At 60.9% G+C, this 19,197-nt stretch carries 15 protein-coding genes and 2 pseudogenes; 7 read left to right on the top strand and 10 right to left on the bottom strand.

All coding sequences use genetic code 11. The features are described from left to right. Positions 1-427: 427 nt before the first annotated feature. The gene (locus CFE428DRAFT_RS29860) at positions 428-4,045 is read left to right on the top strand and encodes a LamG-like jellyroll fold domain-containing protein (RefSeq protein ID WP_162145322.1); all 3,618 of its coding nucleotides are present in this window, start codon (positions 428-430) and stop codon (positions 4,043-4,045) included. Positions 4,046-4,120: 75 nt separating this feature from the next. Here CFE428DRAFT_RS29860 and CFE428DRAFT_RS29855 read toward each other — a convergent pair whose 3' ends face one another. The 6 genes from CFE428DRAFT_RS29855 to CFE428DRAFT_RS29830 form a co-directional block, all read right to left on the bottom strand. Beyond that, entirely contained in the window at positions 4,121-5,116 is a 996-nt protein-coding gene (locus CFE428DRAFT_RS29855) for a family 43 glycosylhydrolase (protein WP_157447687.1), read from the bottom strand. 11 nt (positions 5,117-5,127) lie between these two features. Then, positions 5,128-5,358 (bottom strand): hypothetical protein, encoded by a 231-nt coding sequence (locus tag CFE428DRAFT_RS29850; RefSeq protein ID WP_006983456.1) that lies wholly within the window; start codon positions 5,356-5,358, stop codon positions 5,128-5,130. A gap of 149 nt (positions 5,359-5,507) precedes the next feature. Beyond that, positions 5,508-5,906 (bottom strand): hypothetical protein, encoded by a 399-nt coding sequence (locus CFE428DRAFT_RS29845; RefSeq protein ID WP_042726094.1) that lies wholly within the window; start codon positions 5,904-5,906, stop codon positions 5,508-5,510. A gap of 126 nt (positions 5,907-6,032) precedes the next feature. Then, positions 6,033-6,890: a hypothetical protein gene (locus CFE428DRAFT_RS29840; protein ID WP_006983454.1), complete on the bottom strand. Its 858-nt coding sequence runs from the start codon at positions 6,888-6,890 to the stop codon at positions 6,033-6,035. Further along, complete coding sequence (locus tag CFE428DRAFT_RS29835; RefSeq protein WP_006983453.1) at positions 6,887-7,804, bottom strand: ABC transporter ATP-binding protein; 918 nt, start codon at positions 7,802-7,804, stop codon at positions 6,887-6,889. Before CFE428DRAFT_RS29835 ends, CFE428DRAFT_RS29840 begins: the two co-directional genes overlap by 4 nt. 2 nt (positions 7,805-7,806) lie before the next feature. Next, positions 7,807-8,190, bottom strand: coding sequence for a GntR family transcriptional regulator (locus CFE428DRAFT_RS29830; protein WP_006983452.1), 384 nt, complete (start codon positions 8,188-8,190; stop codon positions 7,807-7,809). A 400-nt stretch (positions 8,191-8,590) separates the two neighbouring features. On the opposite strand from CFE428DRAFT_RS29830, the gene CFE428DRAFT_RS29825 reads away from it, so the two are divergent. After that, on the top strand, positions 8,591-9,007 hold the full coding sequence (locus tag CFE428DRAFT_RS29825; protein ID WP_006983451.1) for a hypothetical protein: 417 nt from the start codon (positions 8,591-8,593) through the stop codon (positions 9,005-9,007). 648 nt (positions 9,008-9,655) lie between these two features. Here the strand turns inward: CFE428DRAFT_RS29825 and CFE428DRAFT_RS29820 are convergent. From CFE428DRAFT_RS29820 to CFE428DRAFT_RS36410, 3 genes and pseudogenes are all read right to left on the bottom strand, one after another. Further along, positions 9,656-11,830 carry a cellulase family glycosylhydrolase gene (locus CFE428DRAFT_RS29820; RefSeq protein WP_157447686.1) on the bottom strand — a complete coding sequence of 725 codons (2,175 nt, stop codon included), beginning with the start codon at positions 11,828-11,830 and terminating at the stop codon, positions 9,656-9,658. A gap of 393 nt (positions 11,831-12,223) precedes the next feature. Beyond that, complete coding sequence (locus CFE428DRAFT_RS29815; RefSeq protein WP_006983447.1) at positions 12,224-12,547, bottom strand: RidA family protein; 324 nt, start codon at positions 12,545-12,547, stop codon at positions 12,224-12,226. A 2-nt stretch (positions 12,548-12,549) separates the two neighbouring features. Beyond that, positions 12,550-12,693, bottom strand: a pseudogene (locus CFE428DRAFT_RS36410) (peroxiredoxin); the annotation flags it as partial. 44 nt (positions 12,694-12,737) lie between these two features. On the opposite strand from CFE428DRAFT_RS36410, the gene CFE428DRAFT_RS41460 reads away from it, so the two are divergent. Next, positions 12,738-13,322: a sugar O-acetyltransferase gene (locus CFE428DRAFT_RS41460; RefSeq protein WP_006983445.1), complete on the top strand. Its 585-nt coding sequence runs from the start codon at positions 12,738-12,740 to the stop codon at positions 13,320-13,322. A gap of 87 nt (positions 13,323-13,409) precedes the next feature. On the opposite strand, the gene CFE428DRAFT_RS29800 is transcribed toward CFE428DRAFT_RS41460, so the two are convergent. Then, entirely contained in the window at positions 13,410-13,625 is a 216-nt protein-coding gene (locus CFE428DRAFT_RS29800; protein ID WP_006983444.1) for a hypothetical protein, read from the bottom strand. Between the two features lie 411 nt (positions 13,626-14,036). Here CFE428DRAFT_RS29800 and CFE428DRAFT_RS29795 point away from each other — a divergent pair, with 411 nt between their 5' ends. From CFE428DRAFT_RS29795 to CFE428DRAFT_RS29775, 4 genes and pseudogenes are all read left to right on the top strand, one after another. Next, the gene (locus tag CFE428DRAFT_RS29795; protein ID WP_157447685.1) at positions 14,037-14,552 is read left to right on the top strand and encodes a PadR family transcriptional regulator; all 516 of its coding nucleotides are present in this window, start codon (positions 14,037-14,039) and stop codon (positions 14,550-14,552) included. 185 nt (positions 14,553-14,737) lie between these two features. Further along, entirely contained in the window at positions 14,738-16,879 is a 2,142-nt protein-coding gene (gene glgX / locus CFE428DRAFT_RS29785) for a glycogen debranching protein GlgX (RefSeq protein ID WP_042726091.1), read from the top strand. A gap of 272 nt (positions 16,880-17,151) precedes the next feature. After that, positions 17,152-18,504: a DUF1552 domain-containing protein gene (locus CFE428DRAFT_RS29780; RefSeq protein ID WP_006983441.1), complete on the top strand. Its 1,353-nt coding sequence runs from the start codon at positions 17,152-17,154 to the stop codon at positions 18,502-18,504. 347 nt (positions 18,505-18,851) lie between these two features. Next, positions 18,852-19,197 (top strand): annotated as a pseudogene (locus CFE428DRAFT_RS29775) (hypothetical protein); the annotation flags it as partial.

The following is a 19,197-nucleotide window of genomic DNA, read 5'->3' as shown; positions in this document are numbered from 1 at the left end:
CATCAACCGTAGTTATGCGAAGGAAAGGATACGCAATTATACCTCTAACTCTGAGTTGGCGCTGTTTTATAAATATCGTTCACCATGAAAACGGATAGGGAAGATGGTGCGGCAGCGGCATCCTGCCGTCGATCGTTGAAGAGCGAGCGGCAGGATGCGGCTGCCGCTCTCCCCGACGGTAAACTCTTCGACGTTTCACCACTTTTAAAAAACGCCCGCTGAAGCATATACTTCCGTATAATAGAAAGTCGGATCGATCCGGGTAGGCTCAATATCCCGTTTGCGCCCGGTTCAGTCTCGTGGCGCATCTCCCCCATCGCCAATCGCTATGACACCCCTCGTTTCCGCGCTTCCCGTCGACCCGTGCCTTCGCCCAGGCAAAATCAAAACGTTCGAGAGAAGCTACCGATCGCTTCTCCTGGCCGGCGTGGCTCTCCTCGGGCTCAGTAGCGGGGCGGACGCCGCCACCTACTATGTGGCGACGACCGGCAGCAATACCACCGGCAATGGCAGCCTGACGGCGCCGTGGCAAACCATTCAGTACGCCGCGAATATCATGGTGGCAGGCGATACCTGCCAGATCCGCGCCGGCGTGTATCGTGAAACGGTGACGGTGCCGCGGTCAGGCACGGCCGGGTCGCCGATCACTTTTCAACCTTACAGCAACGAGGTCGTGACCCTGTCCGGCACGGATGCGATCTCGGGAGGGTGGACGCTGGAGAGCACCAACGTTTATTATGCGGCCATGACCGGTTCGCTGGGGGACGGCGATCAAGTCTTCCAGGGAACCGGCACGCAGGCCAGCCTGCTGATGAAGCCCGAGGCGCGCTGGCCCAATGCCGGATCCAGCTTCCCCTGGCAAAACAGCTCGATCAAGCCCTCCCCGGACTGGGCCTATATCGACTCCGCGACCTACGATGCCAACAACCAGAATGGCACGTTGACCGATTCTTCGTTGCCCGCGCGAGCGGCTGGTTACTGGATCGGCGCCACGGTGCACGTCATGGGAGGGTACGGATGGATCATGCAGTTTCCCACGGTGACGGGCTCGACCGGCACAACGCTCACGACCAATGACGCCAATGGAGCCAACGCGGCTTACAAGTTTACCGCCGGGAACGAGTACTACATCACCGGAATCAAAGGCGAGATGGATAGTCCCGGCGAGTGGTTCTACGACTCCGCGCATAGCCGGCTGTATCTCTACTCCAATACCGGCGCGCCCACGAACGTGGAGGCCAAGAAACGGAATTACGGATTCGATCTCCGCGGTCGCGCCTATGTGACACTGCAGAACCTGGATTTCTTCGCCTGCACGATCGAAACCGACAGCGGTTCCACGTTTGGCACCTATGACGGCCTCTCGATGAAATTCCTGGGTCACAGCGTAAAGAATTCATCGGTCCATGGCTTGCAGGTGCAGGCGAACAGCGTGTTGCGCAATAGCGAGCTGGCCTGGGATTCGCAGGGGCTGATCACCGCCCGCGGCGATGCGAGAATCATTAATAACTATCTGCACGACTCGGGTTACATTCCCGGGTGGACGCCCATGGCGGCCGGCACCGGCGCGCGAAATTTGATCACTTATAATACCATGGCCGGCGCCGGCCGGGAGATCATGGGCGCAGAAGGCTCGGCGGCGATCATCGACTACAACGACCTCTCGAACGCGATGAGACTGGGCACCGATGGCGGCGTTCTCCACTGCGGCAGCGCCGAGGCGGGCAACAGCATTTTCTGCTATAACTTATTACACGATTCGCCGGGACCGGCCGGTCACCTGGGTGCGTCGGTCATGGGATTTTATCTCGATAACCAGAGCTCCGATTGGGTCGTTCACCATAACATCATCTGGAATCTGCCCGGCTACGCCATGCAGATCAATTGCACCCAGAACTTCATCCAGTTTTTCAATAATACCTGCTGGAACGCCGCCGAGGGAGCGCTGCTGACCTCATTCCCCATGAATGAGGAATCCGGCACGCACATCTTCAACAATCTTTTCAATGGCCCACCCGTGGGCGGCACCTGGGATCTGTCCGACATCCGCTACAATCTCTACACCGATCCGCAATTCGTCGCCCCGACGAGCCACGATTTCCGGCTCCAAAGTACCTCGCCCGCGATCAACCAGGGAACGCCGATCCCCGGCGTGACCGACGGTTATCTCGGCGCGGCGCCGGATATGGGCGCGCTGGAATATGGCGGTACGGACTGGACCGGTCTCGTCGGCTACAAGACGGTCCCGCCTTCCCCGGATCCGGTCTACTCAATGCCGTCGATGTCCTTTGCCAATCAAGTGAAGGACGGGAGCTTCGAGAGCGGCGCTCTTGCGCCGAATTGGAGCACCACGGGAACGATCAGCATCCTTTCCGGCACGGCCTGGACGGATCCCCGGCTGCGCACCGGCTCCTATGACTTGCAATTCGGCGTCGGCACGACCTCCGAGGTCAGCCAGACGGTGAGTGGCCTGCTCCCCAATCGCCGCTACAAAGTTTACGGCGGCGTGCGCCGGACCGACGCCTCCACCGTAGTCAAACTCGGGGTGAGGAATTACGGATTCAACGCCGTGGAAACCGTCGCCGACATCGTCGACCGGACCACGCCGCTGGCACCCGGGGAGAGCCGCAATGGCGATGCGACGTGGTGGACGGAATATAACCGCTCCTTTGTCACGGGGCCCAGCAGCACCTCCGCGCAGATTTATCTCAATGTCACCATCCCGACGGGAAACGCGCCGGTCTATGCCGACGACTTTGGTGTGGAACTGATGGAAGAGCAGGACCCGCAACCCGGCAACATGCCGCTGCTCGAATATCCGCTGAACGAAACCAGCGGCGTGACTGCATACGACGGCACCACCCACGGTTTGAACGGGACGCTCAACGGCGGCGCCACCTGGGGGCTGGGTGTCTCCGGCAATGCACTCTACTTGAACGGCACCGATGCCTATCTGACGACGCCGGCCATGGCGACGCCCGCCGAGATCACCGTCGGCTGCTGGGCGAAGAGCAACACCACCACTTGGAACGACAATGGTTTTCTCGTCTCGAAGCGGCCTTCCTTTGTCCTGCATCCCAACATGGGCACAAAAGACGTGCGCTTCTTTGTCACGATCGGCGGCGTGGCCAAGACGGTCTATTTCACCGCGCCGGCCGGATTCGACATTACGCAGTGGCACCATTACGCGGGCGTCTATTCGCCATCGCTCGGCAAACTCGCGATCTACGTGGACGGCGTGCATGCGTCGTCCGCGGCGGTTTCCGGCGCGATCGATGCCGACAGCGGCCAGATCTTCATCGGCAAGGACGATTACCCGGGGCGGTTCTTCAACGGCAGCATCGACGACGTGCGCATCTACGACCGTGCACTGACTGATGACGAAGTGGCCGTCGCTTTCAACATCGATCCTTCCCTGATTCTGCGATTCAAGCTGGATGAAACTTCGGGCGCCACCCAGGCTTGGGACGCCTCGTCCAATGGACTGAACGGCACCGTAAATGGAAGCGCCACGTGGACCACCGGCAAAGTCGATGGCGCCCTCGGACTGAATGGGACGAATGCCTACGTGACCTCGCCGGCCATGGCCAGCCCTACCTCGGAGATCACCGTCGGCTGTTGGGCGAAGAGCAATACCACTACCTGGAACGACTATGGTTTTCTCGTCTCGAAACGGCCTTCCTTCGTCCTGCATCCCAACATGGGCACAAAAGATGTGCGCTTCTTTGTGACCATCGGGGGCGTGGCCAAGACGGTCGTTTTCACCGCGCCGGCCGGATTCGACATTACGCAGTGGCACCACTATCTCGGTGAGTATTCCGCCTCGGCCGGGCTGGTGTCGATTTACGTGGACGGCGTCTTCAAGGGATCCATCTCCGCCACGGGAAATATCGACCCCGACAGCGGCCAGATCTTCATCGGCAAGGACGACTACACGGGGCGCTTCTTCAACGGAACGATCGACGACGTCCAAATCTACTCCCGCGCCTTGAGCTGGGATGAAGTGCTGGATCTTTCGGTCCGCACCAACGGGCCGCCGTATTGATCACTTCAGGAAGAAGCCAGCTTCTCTTTCGAGCGGATCCTTCGCACATCGAGGCGAGAAAACAAGGCAGCTGGATTACTCCCAAACCAACGGGGCGACGGAGATCCCGCGATTCGGATGTTCGGCGGTGGACATGAACCATTGGCCGTCAGCTTGGATGATCTCCGGGGCGTGGACGGTGAATTCGGCCAGCACGGGGCGGTCGTGAAAATCGTCGGGCGATTCCGAGCAGATAACGAAGGAACGCGGGCAGTAGCCGCCGGTCGTGGGGTCGGCGGTGTCCCACAGCGTCCAGAAGAGATAGAACAATCCACCATAGGCAATGAGCGACGGCGATTCGGTTTGCCAGGTCGCCTGCCGCGGACGGTAGATGACTTTCGGCTCGGACCAGTGGATGAAATCTTTCGAGGTGACGAGGTCGACGCCGTTGCCGTCGCAGCGCACCAAATAATAGGTGCCGTTCAGGAACTGGACTTGCGGGTCGCGATTGCCGCCCCGGATGTCGAGCTGGCCCTGGTCAGTCCACTTCAGCAAATCCGTGGACGTGGCCCGGCCGAGGCGCGAGCCGATGAGCGAGTATTCATCGCCGATCCGGATGGAGGTCGGCGCCCAGCCACAGCCGGCGACGTCGATCTTCGAGAGGTCTCTCCACGACTGAAACTGCAACGCTTGCGCGAACGTGCCCTCTGGGGCGATCGCATGGAAGCACAAGCCTTCGCCGGCATGGCCATTGTCGCCGCTCATCCACGGCTTGGTGATGCCGAAGCAATGCCAGCGGCGGTCGGGCCCCTGGATGAACGTGTGATCGTTGGTCCGCCAGTCGGGATAGCGCGCACCTTGTGTGTAGGTGAAGCCGCCATCGGCCGGCTTGGTGGTGACGGTCGGCAAGGTGTAGACGTCCGCGGCGGGTTTGTAGATGTGGACGAAACGATCCGCGACGCGCGGCACGGGCGGGTTGCGGATGGAATTGGCCGGCTCCGCGGCGAACAGGCCGCGGCGCTGCGCACCGGCCGCCGCCAACGAGAGCAGCGATCCCTTGAGCCAGGTGCGACGCGACAGAGGCAAGGTCATCTTCATCTCAATTACCACGAGGGCATCGAGCCGAGTTCCTCATACTTGGTGCCCTTCAACTCCCAGGCGGTTCCCTTTTGCGTATCGAGGACGTAAGTCGGCGAGTTACCGCACGGCTGATACCGCCCGCTGCTCGAGCCGTTGCCTTTCAGCAACCCACCCAGCCAAAACGCCAGCATCGCCACGATGATCAGCTTGGTGCGTTCGGACATACGCGAATAGATCGAATAGAAAGTGTTCATCGGCCGAGCATATCGGTGGACACGGGTGTGTCACGTAACATGGGCGGCTGAACTTCTCGCAGAAGGCGCCGCGCGGCGGAGCCGCGACAAAAGGGTTAACCGCAGAGAAGAAAGCAAAGAGAACCGCGAATAAAAGCGGCAGACGCAGCTTACTTCATCCGCCTGGCTTCCCACACGCGGTCTCCATCGAGAATGGCCCGGGCGGTTTTGAGGTCGGCAGAAAATGTAAACATGAACGTGCGACTCCCCGCGAACGTCCCCGCGACGACGCGCCCGGCGGCGTCGGCCACGAACCAGTTTTTGACTTCCTTGTCAGTATTCACCCATGCCTGACCGTTCTCCCGGAAGGTAATTTCCGCTCCGGGGTGAATCCACGTCCATTTGGTATTCAAAAGCTGCGCCTTCAGTTCCGCGCTGCCTTCCGGTCGGAACGCCACCAGCATCGCCCCGGAACCTACTCGCGCTTCCTTCGAGCCCGGCGGCGTATCCGCAGCATTGAGATTCAAAAATGGAACGACGATCGCCAAGGCCAGCATGGTTCGATTCATAAAAAGAGGGAGAGGTTCGCTTACATCTTGCACCACAACATTCGACACGCTGCCGGGCGAGATAGCCGAAAACCGGTGTAACGGCAAACCTTTTACCCCCGTTTATGTGCCATCGGAAAGCACCGCTTACGGCGTTTGGCTGCTGCTGGAATTGATTCGGATGACGGAGTTGGAATTATCGGGCGACGGGCCGGCTGACATCTGCAACACACCCACGGCGGCGAGGACGGCGATAAACAGGGCTAGCGATCTCTTCGTGCGGAGCGTGAGGTATTGGTGGATAAAGACGACGGCAAACCCGAGCAGATAGCAAAGATGGTAGAAGTCGGACGCGTTGAAATGCAGGAGGCTCCCAACAGCGATCAGCGGACGGAGCGTCTCATCGGAGAAGAGCGCGCTGGGACCATGATAGTGGTTCCAGATCTGGTTGATCGTTCCGGAGAAGATCTGCTTCCCAAACAAGAACGCCAGGCCGTAACCAAACCATGCCCCAGTGCCCGGGGTGATCGATGCGAGGGCAGCGACGGCGGCAATCCAGGCCGCCATCGCCGGCCAGAATTGGTCGTCGCCGATCTTGCCACCTTTGGCCATGGCCAGCATCAGCGGGAGGAGCAGGACACCAATGAACAGTGTTTTCGCCAGCAGCATCTTGGACCGCGGAATAGGGCGGGTTTGCCAGAACGCCGTGGTTCCCATGAGTGGATCTTCGTGGACGACCTGGGTCACCAGGATGGGCAATAACAGGAACATGCCAAACATTGCCGCCATGGCGCAGGTAATGAAGATGGCGACCATGGAAACAGCGCCCGCCAGTCTCTGCCCTTCCGACAGATTGAGCATATCGAGGCTCTTTTCCATCGAATGACCAAGCGCAGTCGCGGCCAGGTAGGGCAGAGCTCCCAAGACCAGGCAAATGACCCAAAGGATCAAAGCCCCGCGTTGGCAGCGCATATCCTTTTTCAGTTGAGCGAAGACGATCTTCATAGAGCGGGCGGGGTGGCGCGTTGCGCGCGGGTGAGGGCGACGAAGGCGTCACGCAGGGCCAGGGGACTGGAGCTCCAGGCCTGGCAATTGGGAAATCGCGATCGGATCCGCGCGCCAAGTTCTTCGTCGTCGGTATAGTGATTTTCGATCCAGCGCGCCGACAGACCGGATATTTCCGACGAGAGCGCGTCCTTGAACAAATCGGGGGTGGGCGGTGGCCCCTCGGCAAAGATCGCGTCCACCCGGCGGAATCGCGTCCGCAGACTATCGGAGGATTCGGAAAGCGTGAGGACGCCGTTGTCGATCATCCCGACGTGATCGGCCAGCCGCTCGACCTCGTCGATATCATGCGATGAAATGAAGACGGTCCAATTCTCCTGCTCGGATAACTCTAACATCCCTTGCACGAGATCATCGCGGACCAGCGGATCGAGGCCGGCGAAGGGTTCATCCATGAGCAGGAGCTCGGGGCGATAGGCGAGCGAGACGAGCAGCGCGGCCTTGGTCTTCATGCCACGGGAGAAGCCGCGGATGGGGCGGTTCATCGGGAGCGCGAAACGCTCGACGAGCCGGCGGCACAGGGCGTCGTCCCAGTTCGCATAGAGCGCGCGGCAGTAGTCGATCATTTGCTGGACGTTGAGCTTCTCGGGCAGCTGCTGATTTTCCGAGACATAGCCGATCCGGGCCAACTCCGGGGGGCCAAGGTGGGTCGAGTCGACGCCGAAGATTCGCGCGGTGCCGGCGCTGGGCTGGAGCAGATTGAGCAACGTTTTGATCGTGGTGGTCTTGCCCGCGCCGTTCGTGCCGAGGAAGGCGTAGACGCTGCCGACGGGGACTTCCAAGGTGAGATTGCGCACCGCCTCCACATTGCCGAAGCGGCAGGACATTTTTTGGATCTCAATGACTGGATTCATAGTTAGCGAGTTGTCAGGCGATTCCACTGCCGCTCGATCATGGCCTGCAGTTCATCGAGGCGGAGGCGCCGGTTTTTGGCTTCGACGACCAGGCGCTCGACCTGTCCGGCGAAGAGCTTCAATTCCTTCGCCGAGGGAGCGGAAGGCAGTTGCCCCACGACGGTCCCAATGCCGGGATGCACCTCGAGCAATCCCTCGTCAATCAGCACCCCGATGGCCTTGTGCGCGGTATTCGGATGAATGCGCAGTTCCTGGCTCACCGCCCGCACGGAAGGGAATCGGCTGCCCGGTTTGAGCAGCCCGGAGATGACCGCCTTTTTCACCGCATAGACGACCTGCTCGGAAATGGGCAGGCCCGGCTGGATCTGCAGCGGGAAAGGGAGCATCTCGTGGCGGTCGCTTGGCACGTGTCACATGTAGCATGTGACACGTGTGATGTGTCAACGGCGAAGTTTTAGGCGCTCTTGCGCGTTAATCTAAATTGAGGGAACGAATGGCCACAAAGAGGCACAAAAGGCGCAAAAGCAGGTTCTTGCAGAATACGGCAGTTTCGCCCGCAGGGTGTCGATGAGCGCCACCCGCTTGCCCAAGGAACATTTTGTTTTGTGCCTCTTGGGCCTTTTTGTGGCCATTCCCCGTCCCCCTTTTAGGGTTGGGATTTGCGGATTTCGAAACTGCCAGCCAGGGCCGCTGGCAGAGAGCGCGATTGTCAGGTGCGTTTTCGAATGGTCGGACGCGCTGCGAAGGGATTGCGCGAGCGACCGGCTCCGCTACGCTCGCGGACGCATGATGAAAGACGACGACTGGAAACTGGAATTTCGCAAGGTGTGGGACCGCGGGGTCGCGGCGTGGAAAGCCGGGCGCCGATCGGCGCGCACGATGTTCGCGCCGGAGGATGTGGCGTTTCTCGCGGGCATCGGCTGCACGCCGCAGGAGTTGTTCGATTTCGTCGACGACTCGCTTGGGTGGGATGATCTCGATTTCGACACGGTGCTCGCTGTCACGGCGATCCGGCGCGCGTATTTCCTCGAGGTGATGCACGGTCAGCCGACCGAGCGGGTGATTCCGATGAGCACGCTCCCGGCCAAGTCCGCGGCGGGTGGGATGGGCATCGCGTGGGCTCCCGCGTCTCATCGTCAAGGCGCGCATCAAGGCTCCGCGGCGAGATGGACCCGAATCTCATGTACGGCTGGCGGCGGGTGACCCGCCCCGTTTCTACGCCGGCATCACATGACGCTGCCGCAATTCCTCCAACTCGTCTGGGACAAGGGCGACGACGACCGCGCGATCGTGGACGCGGTGAAGCAGGCTGCTGCGAGGGGTTGATCGCGAGCGGCCGCGGAAACCCGGATGGTCCAGCACGTTTTCGGGGCATTTCTGGAGGACGCTGCTCAGTCCTAAGTATTATCCACATCTTCCACGACGGCGATGAAGTCGATGCGGTGAGGCGGAAGATTGTCCCGGGGGGACAAAGAACATTAGCCGGGGGTAAAGCGAGCTTGCGAGCGACACCCCCGGAACACGTCCCCAACACGCTTGCGCCCCGGAGGTGGCGCGGGAATCCTTCGCTAGGCGAGTGTTTCCTCCGCCCCTTCGGGGCGACCGATGGAGGGACATAGTTCCGGTGGCTGCGCCTGTTCGCTTGAAGCTCGCAGGCTTGCACACCGGCTAAATTCCATTGTCCCTCCGGGACAGATTGCCGCTTCGCCCCATCCCACTCGATGCACCAGCCAAGATGTGGGCAATGCTTAGACTCCGTCAGCGCCCCAATTTCTTCTGGAATAATTAGGCACCGACGGCACGTCGCCCCCCAATTGGATCACACCGCGCGGGCGCCCTTCTATCCCTCCGCTACGGACTATTGTTCTTCTGCAGGGCGTTGTAGATGACCGTGCCGCGGTCGGTGCGGTTGGTGTCAGGCAGATACGCGGGCGGATTGGTGGGCGTGAAGGAGCTATCCCGGTTCAAGTCCCAGGCGTTGTACTCCTCCCAGGCGAAGTAACACCACGACCAGCCGCGCGCTTCGAGGAGCGCCACGATGTCGGTCAGCCAATTCTTGCTATCAGGAATCGGACTCCAGCGAGCCACGGAAAATTCGCCGATGTAGATCGGCACCGGCCACGCCGCCTGGAAGGTGTCGGCAGGCGCGAGATAGGTGGCGAGGTTGGTCGTCGTGGAACTGTAATGAGCACCCTGGGGATAACCGGTATTGGGGATGCCCTGCAGGCAGAAGGATTCGGGGTTGTAGAAATGCGCGGAGTAAATGATCCGGCTGCTGGCATCGGGCAGCGGCGTGAGATTGGTAAATCCGCCGAAATCGCCGCCGGGACCGACGTCGTAAATGATCCACGTATTGGGATCGATCGTGCGGATGGTGTTGACGAGATTCTTGGCCATCGGCAGCCACTGGCGCGGGACATTCGGCAACTGCGCGGTATCGATCGGTTCATTCAGCAGTTCGTAACCCCACACAGCGGAGGTGAGGTTATTCGAGACGACCGCTTGCGCGATGCTCTGCCAGACCAGCGCGAATTGATTACCCAGCGCCGGATCGGTCCACGGATTCGCGCCGCCGCTTTCAATGAGCGGCATTTCGTGGAGATCGATCACCACCTTGAGCCCCGCGGCCTGAGCCTGCTGGATGTTTTGAATCGTGCCGCTCAAGTAATTCGGCCACGCCGTCCAGAAGGCCTGGCTGCCCGCGTAGGTCACCGGATGCAATTGCAGCCGCACGACATTGCAACCCCAGCTTTTCAGCTCGGTGAAATAGGCGCTGCCGAGCACGACCGAGCTATTCCAGGTGCTATCCATCCCGCGCACCAGACTCAGGGTATTTTTCTGCGTCTGCAGCGCGGTGGTATTGATGGTGTAAGGCGTGGTCGGGGTGGCGGAGATATCGAGGAATTCGATATTCGCCGTGCCCGTGGCGCCGTTGACCTTGACCATCAAATAGAGCGTCCCTCCCGGGGCGGTGAAGGTCGTGGAGTCGGTGCGCCAACCCGAGGCCTGACCGAGATTGAGCTGCACGTAAGGCGAATTGCTCAGCGACGTGCTGATCTGCACGATGTTCGAGCCCGAGCCAGTGCCGGTGAGGGTGTAAGTACCCGCCTGCAGCGAAATGCCACGGTAAATCTTGGAATCCCAACTATTGTTCGCTGTGATGGCGAGGTAAGTGGGATTGGTCGTCAGGGTAGCGCTACTGGTGTGGGACCAGCCGGTCAGCCCGGCGCTGCCGTTGAACGTAAAATCGATCGGTGCCTGGCCCGGCGCCGGCGCGGGAACGAAGGCGACATCATCGAGGATGAGTCCATTCGTGGCGGTCGATTGCCCGACCCACACGCTGCGAATGAGCGAGGTGGGCGATTTCACGCCGAAGTAGAGCGGGTGCCCCACGGCGATGCCGATGGTGTACTTCGCCATGAGCACGCCGTTGCTATCGAAGAGCGCGATGACATCCGTGGTGCCGAGCGAGTTGGCATTCAGCACCACGCCGAATTGACTCAGATTCCGGCCGAAGGTGAGCAGGGTACCGCCGGGATCGGTGCCAAAGGCTTCGCCGGCCACCAGCCCCTGGGTGCCGGAGGTCATCGTGTCATTGGCCGTGCGGTCGTGCACCAGGAAGACGCCCGGGGTGGCGTTGGGAACACCGAGGATGTTGTTATGCGAATTGAACGTCGCGTATTGCACGCCGATCGAATACCCCGTGCTGGTATTGATCGTGGCCAGCGCATTGGCGATAGCGAAGGGCGCGATCGTGTTGCTCGCGGAGAAAGCCGTGCCCGACGACGTGAGCGACTGCGTGGCCGCTGGGAAGCCGTTGGCGGTCTCGAAATTCAGGACATTCGCCCCGGGCGTGGTCCCCATGGTCGCTGCCGTGACCGCACTGAACACTTCTCCAGTATAGTTAGTAAAGGACGTCGACCAATTCGGGTTCTGATAACTAATCGTCGCCCCTCCCGCGGGATCAATCGCCGTCACGGGGACGGCGTTGTTCACCGTGAGCTGAGCGTGGACGCTGGCAGTCACGAGGGCGCATGCTATCCATAGGAGAGAGCGCCAGGACCGGAGGGCCGACTTCGATACGAGGGTATGGTTGTTCTGGGGAAACATAGGGGGTTGGGGGAACGCGATCGTTATCCCCTGTTAGGGAATAGCGATCCGCTATGAAGGCACGTTTCCTAAAGCAAAGCTTCGGGAACGCGAGCTTTACGCGGGGTGATTACGTTTCGCGGAGTACGGGTGCGCGTGTTAAATTCGAGAAACTTCGCGCCTTCCCTCGTTTGCAAATAAGGCTCGGGAGACGGAATGGAACGAAGTCCCCACTCAGGCTGGGATGGAGATGAAGATTAGGGAACACGCGGGAGCGCATCCCTCCGTGGTGGTCGCAAGCGTGGGCAACGTCTCGTCCCGAAAATGGGATCAGACGATCTCGAAAATTGTCTCCGCGACCACCGGAGCACCGATGGGTAAACTCTGCACGCCGTAGACCAGCCGCACATGCCCGGCGGATTCGCCGAAGATCTGCACGAACAAACGCGAAGCACCTTCCGCGACGATAGCGTACTCGATAAACTGCTCCGTCGTGGCCAGGAGCACGTTCAGCTTGGCCAGCTTCTTCAGCCGGTCGAGATCGGCGACCACCCGAGAGCCGTGCTCGGGCAGGGCTTGGGTAATGCCCAGACCGATCCCGCTCGACGCGCCGGTGACGATGGGCACCGGCGCAGCGTGAATATCCGTGCCCATGGTCAGAGGAGATTGATCGCGACGGGAATATTGCCCCGGCTCGCTTTCCAATACGGGCAGATCTGGTGCGCAGCTTCGACCAGTTCCTGCGCCACGGCGTGCTCCACGCCCGGCAGGCTCACATTCAAGCGCGCCTGCACGGTGTACTTTCCGCAGCCACATCGCTGATCACCTGCGAAGTGAGTGAACGATGAAAACCGAGAAGCAGAAGATGCTCGCGGGGGAGCTTTACGATCCGCTGGATGCGGAGTTGTGCGCGGAACGGCAGCGGGCGCGCGATCTTTGCCAGGCGCTGAATGCCACCCGCGAAGAGCAGAAAGAAGAGCGGGCGCGGCTGCTGAAGGAGCTCCTCGGGCAGGAGACGGATGCGTGGATTCAGCCGCCGTTTTTCTGCGATTACGGGACGAACATTTCCGTGGGGACGAAGGTGTTCTTCAATTTCAATTGTGTGGTGCTGGATGTGATGCCGGTGCGGATCGGGAGCAATGTACTCTTTGGCCCCTCGGTGCAGATTTACACGGCGACGCATCCCATCCGCGCGCACGAACGGCGGTCGTGGCTGGAGATGGCGCGGCCGGTGGAGATCGGCTCGGATGTGTGGGTCGGAGGCGGGGCGATCATTTGTCCGGGGGTGAAGATCGGGGATCGCACGGTGATCGGGGCGGGAAGTGTGGTGACGCGGGATATGCCGGCGGATGTGGTGGCGGTGGGGAATCCGTGTCGGGTGCTGCGGGCGATCGAGGACGCGGAGGGAGTGGTGGGGGAAGGGAAATGACGAATGACGAAATGCCGCACCTCTACGGCTCACCTTCGTCATTCGAAATCGTCATTTGTCATTGGACACTACCTCCCGACAAACCGGTCACCGTCGAGTGCGGAACAAGGGCGACGCGAGAAGAACGGTGGCTCCGGACAGGGCGAGCGTGAGCCCGAGCTTCAGCCAGACACCGGTGTCCGCGGCGCGAAAAAAGGCGCTGGTGTCTCGTTCTGGATTAGCACCGAAGCCGAGCGGCAGGCACATTAGCCCGAGACCGAGCAAAACGCCGCCGATGCCGCAGATCACGTTACGCAAGCTCATGGATAGGGGGAGAATCTCACGATGTAGCCTCGAGCAACATGATTTTTTGACTCGTTCCTCTCGTTCGCAAAGCGGGGCGTTGGGAACTCGTGACCACAACCATTCGCGGTTTGATCTTGGAGGCCGTTCCTGATCGAGCGACGCCGGACGGCGCCGCTGCAGCTGGTTTGTTTTCGAGGCCTGCATTGGCCGGCCGCAGAGGGCAAAATATTCTTCTTGATATATCTTACGATATATCGAAACACTGTTTCCATGTTCAAACACCACTTCTTTTCCTTACTCCGGGGCGAGCACCCTCATTGCGCTCACAAGGGCTTTTTCGGTCGCCATGGCGGCGAGTTCTTCGATCGCTTTGGCGGAGGACCGGGCGGCCCCGGTTTTCGGCCAGGCCGGCTGTTCACGTCCGAGGATTTGCAGTTCATCATCCTAGCCCTGATCTCGGCGAAGCCGGCCCATGGCTACGAGATCATCAAGGAAATCGAACGCCGCTCGAGCGGGGTGTATGCGCCGAGCCCGGGGGTGATTTACCCGGCGCTGACGTATCTGGAGGAAGCGTCGCTGGCGGTGTCGGAGGCCGAAGGAGCGAAGAAGCTGTATCGGATCACGGAAGCGGGCGCCGAGCACCTGGCGAAGAACCGGCAGCAGACGGACGAGATGCTGGAACGGCTGGCTCAGTGGGGCGAGCGGATCGCGCATTTCCGCGACCAGATGGCACAGGAAGAGGAAGCCGACGAGCGTTGGGGCGGTTCGCCGCGCGATCAGCAGCGCAAGGAGTGGCGCGCGATGCGCGAGGAATTCCACGACATGAAGCGCGAGTTGAAGGCGGCGCTGTTTGAGAAGCGTTCGGCACCGATGGAGGAGAAGCAGCGCGTGCTGGAGATACTGCGGAGGGCGATCGCGGAGATCCGGCAGGGGAAGGTGGAGTAGGAGCCATCCACCATCCCATGGGCTGGGCGCCGGACGACGCGTAGGACCAAGGTCCGATAGAGGGCCCCGGGCGGAAACGGTGGAATCGAAGGCTGCATGCATCTCCGCGTGCGGAGCCCCCCAGACACATGCGGCCGGCGCAAAAGCAATTCTTTAGCGGACAAAAACTCAACCGGAGCCTTCCCATGTCTCTTGCTCATCGGACCACTAAAACAGTCGTCAAAGGTCGTGAGTATCCACTCGGTGCCACGGTCACCGCCGGCGGCGTGAACTTCGCGCTCTACTCGCGCAACGCGTCGGCAGTGTTTCTCTTGTTGTTCGACGCGCCAAACGGTGAGCCAACCGATGTGATTCAGCTCCGTGAACGCGACAAGTTCATCTGGCACGCGGAAGTGCGCGGCATCGGCCACGGCCAGCTTTACGGCTACAAGGTACAGGGCGAGTACCGGCCGGAGTGGGGACTTCGGTTCAACGATGTGAAGCTCATGCTCGATCCGTATGCCAAGGCAGTGACGGGAAAGTTCCGCAACGACGACAATGTTTTGCTCGCCTACGAGCCACACCCGGGCGGTGGCGAGTTCGTCAAGGACCCGCGTGACACCACCGCCTTCGCGCCAAAGGCCGTTGTCATCGATGACAACGCGTTCGATTGGCAGGGGGATGAGGCACCCGACCTCAAGCTCGAAGAACTCTTCATTTATGAGGTTCACGTCAAGGGCTTCACCGCCCATCCCTCCTCGAAGGTGGCTTCGCCTGGGACGTATCTCGGCTTCATCGAGAAGATTCCCCACCTGAAACGGCTCGGCATCAACGCCGTCGAGCTCCTGCCGGTGCATGAGTACTACGTGGACGACTTCCTGGTGGGGCGTGGCCTCACGAACTACTGGGGCTACAACTCGATCGGTTTCTTTGCGCCCGAGTCGTCGTACGCGAGCAGCGGCACGCTGGGCTCACAGGTGGAGGAGTTCAAGACGCTCGTGCGCGCGTTGCACAAGGCGGGCATCATGGTGATCCTCGACGTCGTTTACAACCACACCGGCGAGGGCAGCGAGCTCGGTCCGAGCCTCGCGTTTCGCGGCATCGACAATCCCAGTTACTACAGCCTCACGGGCCCCCCCGACCAGTCGCGACGCTACTACACGAATTTCACCGGTTGCGGCAACAGCCTCAACTTCGATAGCCAGGCCGTGATCCGCCTCGTCATGGACTCTCTGCGCTACTGGGTGGACGTGATGCACGTGGACGGTTTCCGCTTCGACCTCGCCTCCGTGCTCGGCCGCGAGGAAGGCGGCGCCTATCGAGCCTCGGGACCGTTCTTTCACTCCGTCGCCCAGGCGCCGGCGCTCAATCGCGCGATTCTGATCGCCGAGCCGTGGGACATCGGCACGTATCAGGTCGGCAATTTTCCGGTGGACTGGTCCGAATGGAACGGTCGTTTCCGCGACACTGTGCGGCGATTCAACAAAGGCGACAGCGGCCAGCTCGCGGACCTCGGCTGGCGGCTCACCGGCTCTGCCGATCTTTACGGCGACGACGGTCGCTCGGCCTACAACAGCATCAATTTCATCACCTGCCACGACGGCTTCACGCTGCACGATCTCGTGGCCTACAACGGCAAACACAACGAGGCAAACGGCGAGAACAACAACGACGGATGCGACGACAACCACTCATGGAATTGCGGCGTCGAGGGCGACACGACAGACGCCGGTGTCCTCAGCCTGCGGCGACAACTCATGAAAAACCACGCCTGTGCGTTGTTCTTCGCGTCGGGCACGCCGATGCTCCTCGGCGGCGACGAGTTTGCCCGCACGCAGCGCGGCAATAACAACGCTTACTGTCAGGACAACGCGCTCAGTTGGTTCGACTGGGATCTCGCGGAAAAGAACAACGATCTCGTCGAGTTCTTCCGCAAGGTGATTGCCTTCGTCGGCCGCTATCCAGTCCTGGAACGCCGCCAGTTCTCGCTCTGCGAGGATCTGGACGACGACCAGATTCCGGATTTTTCCTGGTTCGGCACCGACGGCAGCGACAGTCCGCACTGGAACGATTCGCAATCACGCACCATCTGCATGCAGCTCGACGCCAGCACCAACCCCGGCGAGCTCACCGGACAGCGGCTTTTCTTTATCTACAATGCGCACTTCGAGCCGAAGCACGTCCAGTTGCCGGCGCTCGACAACGGCGCCCGATGGCATCGGGCGATTGATACGAGCCTCGCTGCGGGCCTGGATATCGCGGACGAAGGAAAGGAGATCCTGCTCAACCCGGCGGATTTCTACTTCGCGAATTCACGGAGTACCGTAGTGCTCATCGGGAAAGCTTGACGGTCGAACTGCTCTGCCCAAAAGGCCGCAGTCTATCAACTCAATCAGCGCTTTCCTGCGTGGCGGCAGAACGTTGCGGGGACAGAGGGATCTCACCAGATCCCACTGAATCCCACCGTGGGCGGAACATCGCGACCCGCAAGGTTTCGCTCGGCGATGCGGCAGGCAACGTCCCACTGAATTTCAGGGACCGTAGGAGCGCGTCCCTCCATGGAAAAACCCGCTAATTTCGCAGGCGCGGCGGCGATTTACTTGTAGAATAAGCGTATCTCATGATCACCCGCCATCCGAACGACACGATCTCCCGCCGCCGCTTTTTGCGAGGGCTCGGCATTGCCATGAGCCTGCCGTGGCTCGAATCGCTGAACTCCTGGGGCGCTGCCGCCGCCGGGGTCAGTGGCGCCAGCGGGGCGCCGCGCCGTCTGGCCGTGTGCTTCATGGGCAATGGCGTGAACCCCTTCCACTGGGGCGCGGAGAATACGCCGCAGGGGATGCAGCTCCTGAAGTCGCTCAGCCCGCTCGAATCACTGAAGGACAAGCTGCTCGTTTTCAAGGGCTTGTGGAATCCCACGACCGTCGCGGGCCCGGGCGGACATTATCCGAAGATGAACCTGCTCTCGGGTCTCACCGTGAAGCAGACGACGACGGATGTGCAGGTGGGCACGACGATGGACCAGCTTGTGGCCGCCGAGACCGGCAAGCACACGCCCATGCCGAGCATCGTGCTCGGGACGGAAGGGCCGAGCTACAGCACGGACGCGGGGTATACCTCGATTTATTCAGCCTACATCTCGTGGAGCAGTCCGACTTCGCCGGCGCCGAAGGAGATTTATCCGCAGCAGGCCTTTGACCAGCTTTTCGACGACGGCTCGCAGCGGAAGCGCGACAAGAGCGTGCTCGATCTCGTGAACGACGACGCGAAGGCGCTCCGCACGCGCTTGAGCAAGCACGACGTGCACAAGCTCGACGAGTATCTCACCTCGGTGCGCGAGCTCGAGCAGCGCATCGAGCGGGCGGATGAATTCAGCAAGGCGAACACGGCGGGCGCCGGTTGGCAGCCGACGGTGAAGGCGCCGACGTTCCCGCGTCCGGCGGCGGGCATTCCGGCGAAGGCGAATGAGCATCTGCGGACCATGTTCGACATCATGGTGCTGGCTTTCCAGATGGATCGCACGCGGGTGGCGACGTTCATGCTGAACAATGACCTGACGAACATGAACTTCGGCATCGAAGGCGTGAAGGGCGGCGTGCACGAGCTGTCGCACCACGCGAATGATCCGAAGCGGCTGGAACAATATCAGTTGGTGAACCAGCACCACATGGAACTGTGGGCCGAGGCGCTGCAGAAGATGGCAGCGACGAACGAAGGCGAGCGCTCGCTGCTCGACAACAGCATGGCGATGTTCACCTCGAGCCTCTTCGACGGCAATGCACACGATTCGCGTCAGCTCCCGGTGCTGCTCGCCGGTGGCGGCGGCGGAACGATCAAGGGCGGGCGCATGCTGGATTACTCGAAAGAGGAGAATCGCAAGCTATGCCGTCTGCACATGGCGCTCATGGATCGCATGGGGTGCAAGACGGATCACTTCGGCGATGCGGATAAAGCGCTCACCGATCTCGCGTAGCAGAAGGGGATTTTAAAACGCAGAGGCATAGCGCGGCCGAGCCGCAACCAAATGCCCATCCATTTAAGCGCAGAGGACGCCGAGAACGCAGAGGGCCGCAGAGGGGGGACCACGGATTTCGCGGATTGCACGGATTAAAGAAATCGAACCGTCACTGCCTTCAATCCGTGATGGCATGAAGTCATTCAGCAACCGGCGCTGTGCAGACCGAAAGGTTTGGTGCAACGTCCCTGGCGGAACCCGTGAGTGCTTGCAACACGCACTGGTGGCCGAAGGTCCCAAGGTTCGATGATTGCGCTGAGCTAACTGCTCCTATCCGTGATTGAACCGAGGCGGAAGGCACCCTCGTGGGGCGACAAGACCCCGAATGCCTGAATGCCAACTTCCGTCCGTGGACCAATCCAGATTGGCTGCCAGCGCCGGTTGCCCTGACTCTTAACCAAGAAACTGGAGAGCGACCACTGAAAAAGAACACACCCTCGACAACGAAGAAACCAAAGCCGCCGGAGCCGACGCCACCTCCGGAGGTCGAACTTTATACGGCACCGAAGCCGCCCAAGCAGGGGCGGATCATCGGCCTGGACTGCCACCCGGATACCTACACGGCGGCGGTCTTTGTGGGGCAGACACCGCATGACGCCCGCAAGGTAGGGGCCCGCGATCGCCTCAGCCTGGAGCAATTGCTGGCTTGGG

It is taken from the genome of Chthoniobacter flavus Ellin428 (assembly GCF_000173075.1).
In the GTDB taxonomy this organism is placed as follows: Bacteria; Verrucomicrobiota; Verrucomicrobiia; order Chthoniobacterales; family Chthoniobacteraceae; genus Chthoniobacter; species Chthoniobacter flavus.
This window is presented reverse-complemented; position numbering and strand designations above follow the sequence as displayed.

Bases quoted from the DNA above. Each gene is read 5' to 3' on its own strand.
- CFE428DRAFT_RS29855 (WP_157447687.1), bottom strand. From the start codon at position 5,116: ATGACCTTGCCTCTGTCGCGTCGCACCTGGCTCAAGGGATCGCTGCTC.
- CFE428DRAFT_RS29850 (WP_006983456.1), bottom strand. From the start codon at position 5,358: ATGAACACTTTCTATTCGATCTATTCGCGTATGTCCGAACGCACCAAG.
- CFE428DRAFT_RS29845 (WP_042726094.1), bottom strand. From the start codon at position 5,906: ATGAATCGAACCATGCTGGCCTTGGCGATCGTCGTTCCATTTTTGAAT.
- CFE428DRAFT_RS29840 (WP_006983454.1), bottom strand. From the start codon at position 6,890: ATGAAGATCGTCTTCGCTCAACTGAAAAAGGATATGCGCTGCCAACGC.
- CFE428DRAFT_RS29835 (WP_006983453.1), bottom strand. From the start codon at position 7,804: ATGAATCCAGTCATTGAGATCCAAAAAATGTCCTGCCGCTTCGGCAAT.
- CFE428DRAFT_RS29830 (WP_006983452.1), bottom strand. From the start codon at position 8,190: ATGCTCCCTTTCCCGCTGCAGATCCAGCCGGGCCTGCCCATTTCCGAG.
- CFE428DRAFT_RS29825 (WP_006983451.1), top strand. From the start codon at position 8,591: ATGATGAAAGACGACGACTGGAAACTGGAATTTCGCAAGGTGTGGGAC.
- CFE428DRAFT_RS29815 (WP_006983447.1), bottom strand. From the start codon at position 12,547: ATGGGCACGGATATTCACGCTGCGCCGGTGCCCATCGTCACCGGCGCG.
- CFE428DRAFT_RS41460 (WP_006983445.1), top strand. From the start codon at position 12,738: ATGAAAACCGAGAAGCAGAAGATGCTCGCGGGGGAGCTTTACGATCCG.
- CFE428DRAFT_RS29800 (WP_006983444.1), bottom strand. From the start codon at position 13,625: ATGAGCTTGCGTAACGTGATCTGCGGCATCGGCGGCGTTTTGCTCGGT.
- glgX (WP_042726091.1), top strand. From the start codon at position 14,738: ATGTCTCTTGCTCATCGGACCACTAAAACAGTCGTCAAAGGTCGTGAG.
- CFE428DRAFT_RS29780 (WP_006983441.1), top strand. From the start codon at position 17,152: ATGATCACCCGCCATCCGAACGACACGATCTCCCGCCGCCGCTTTTTG.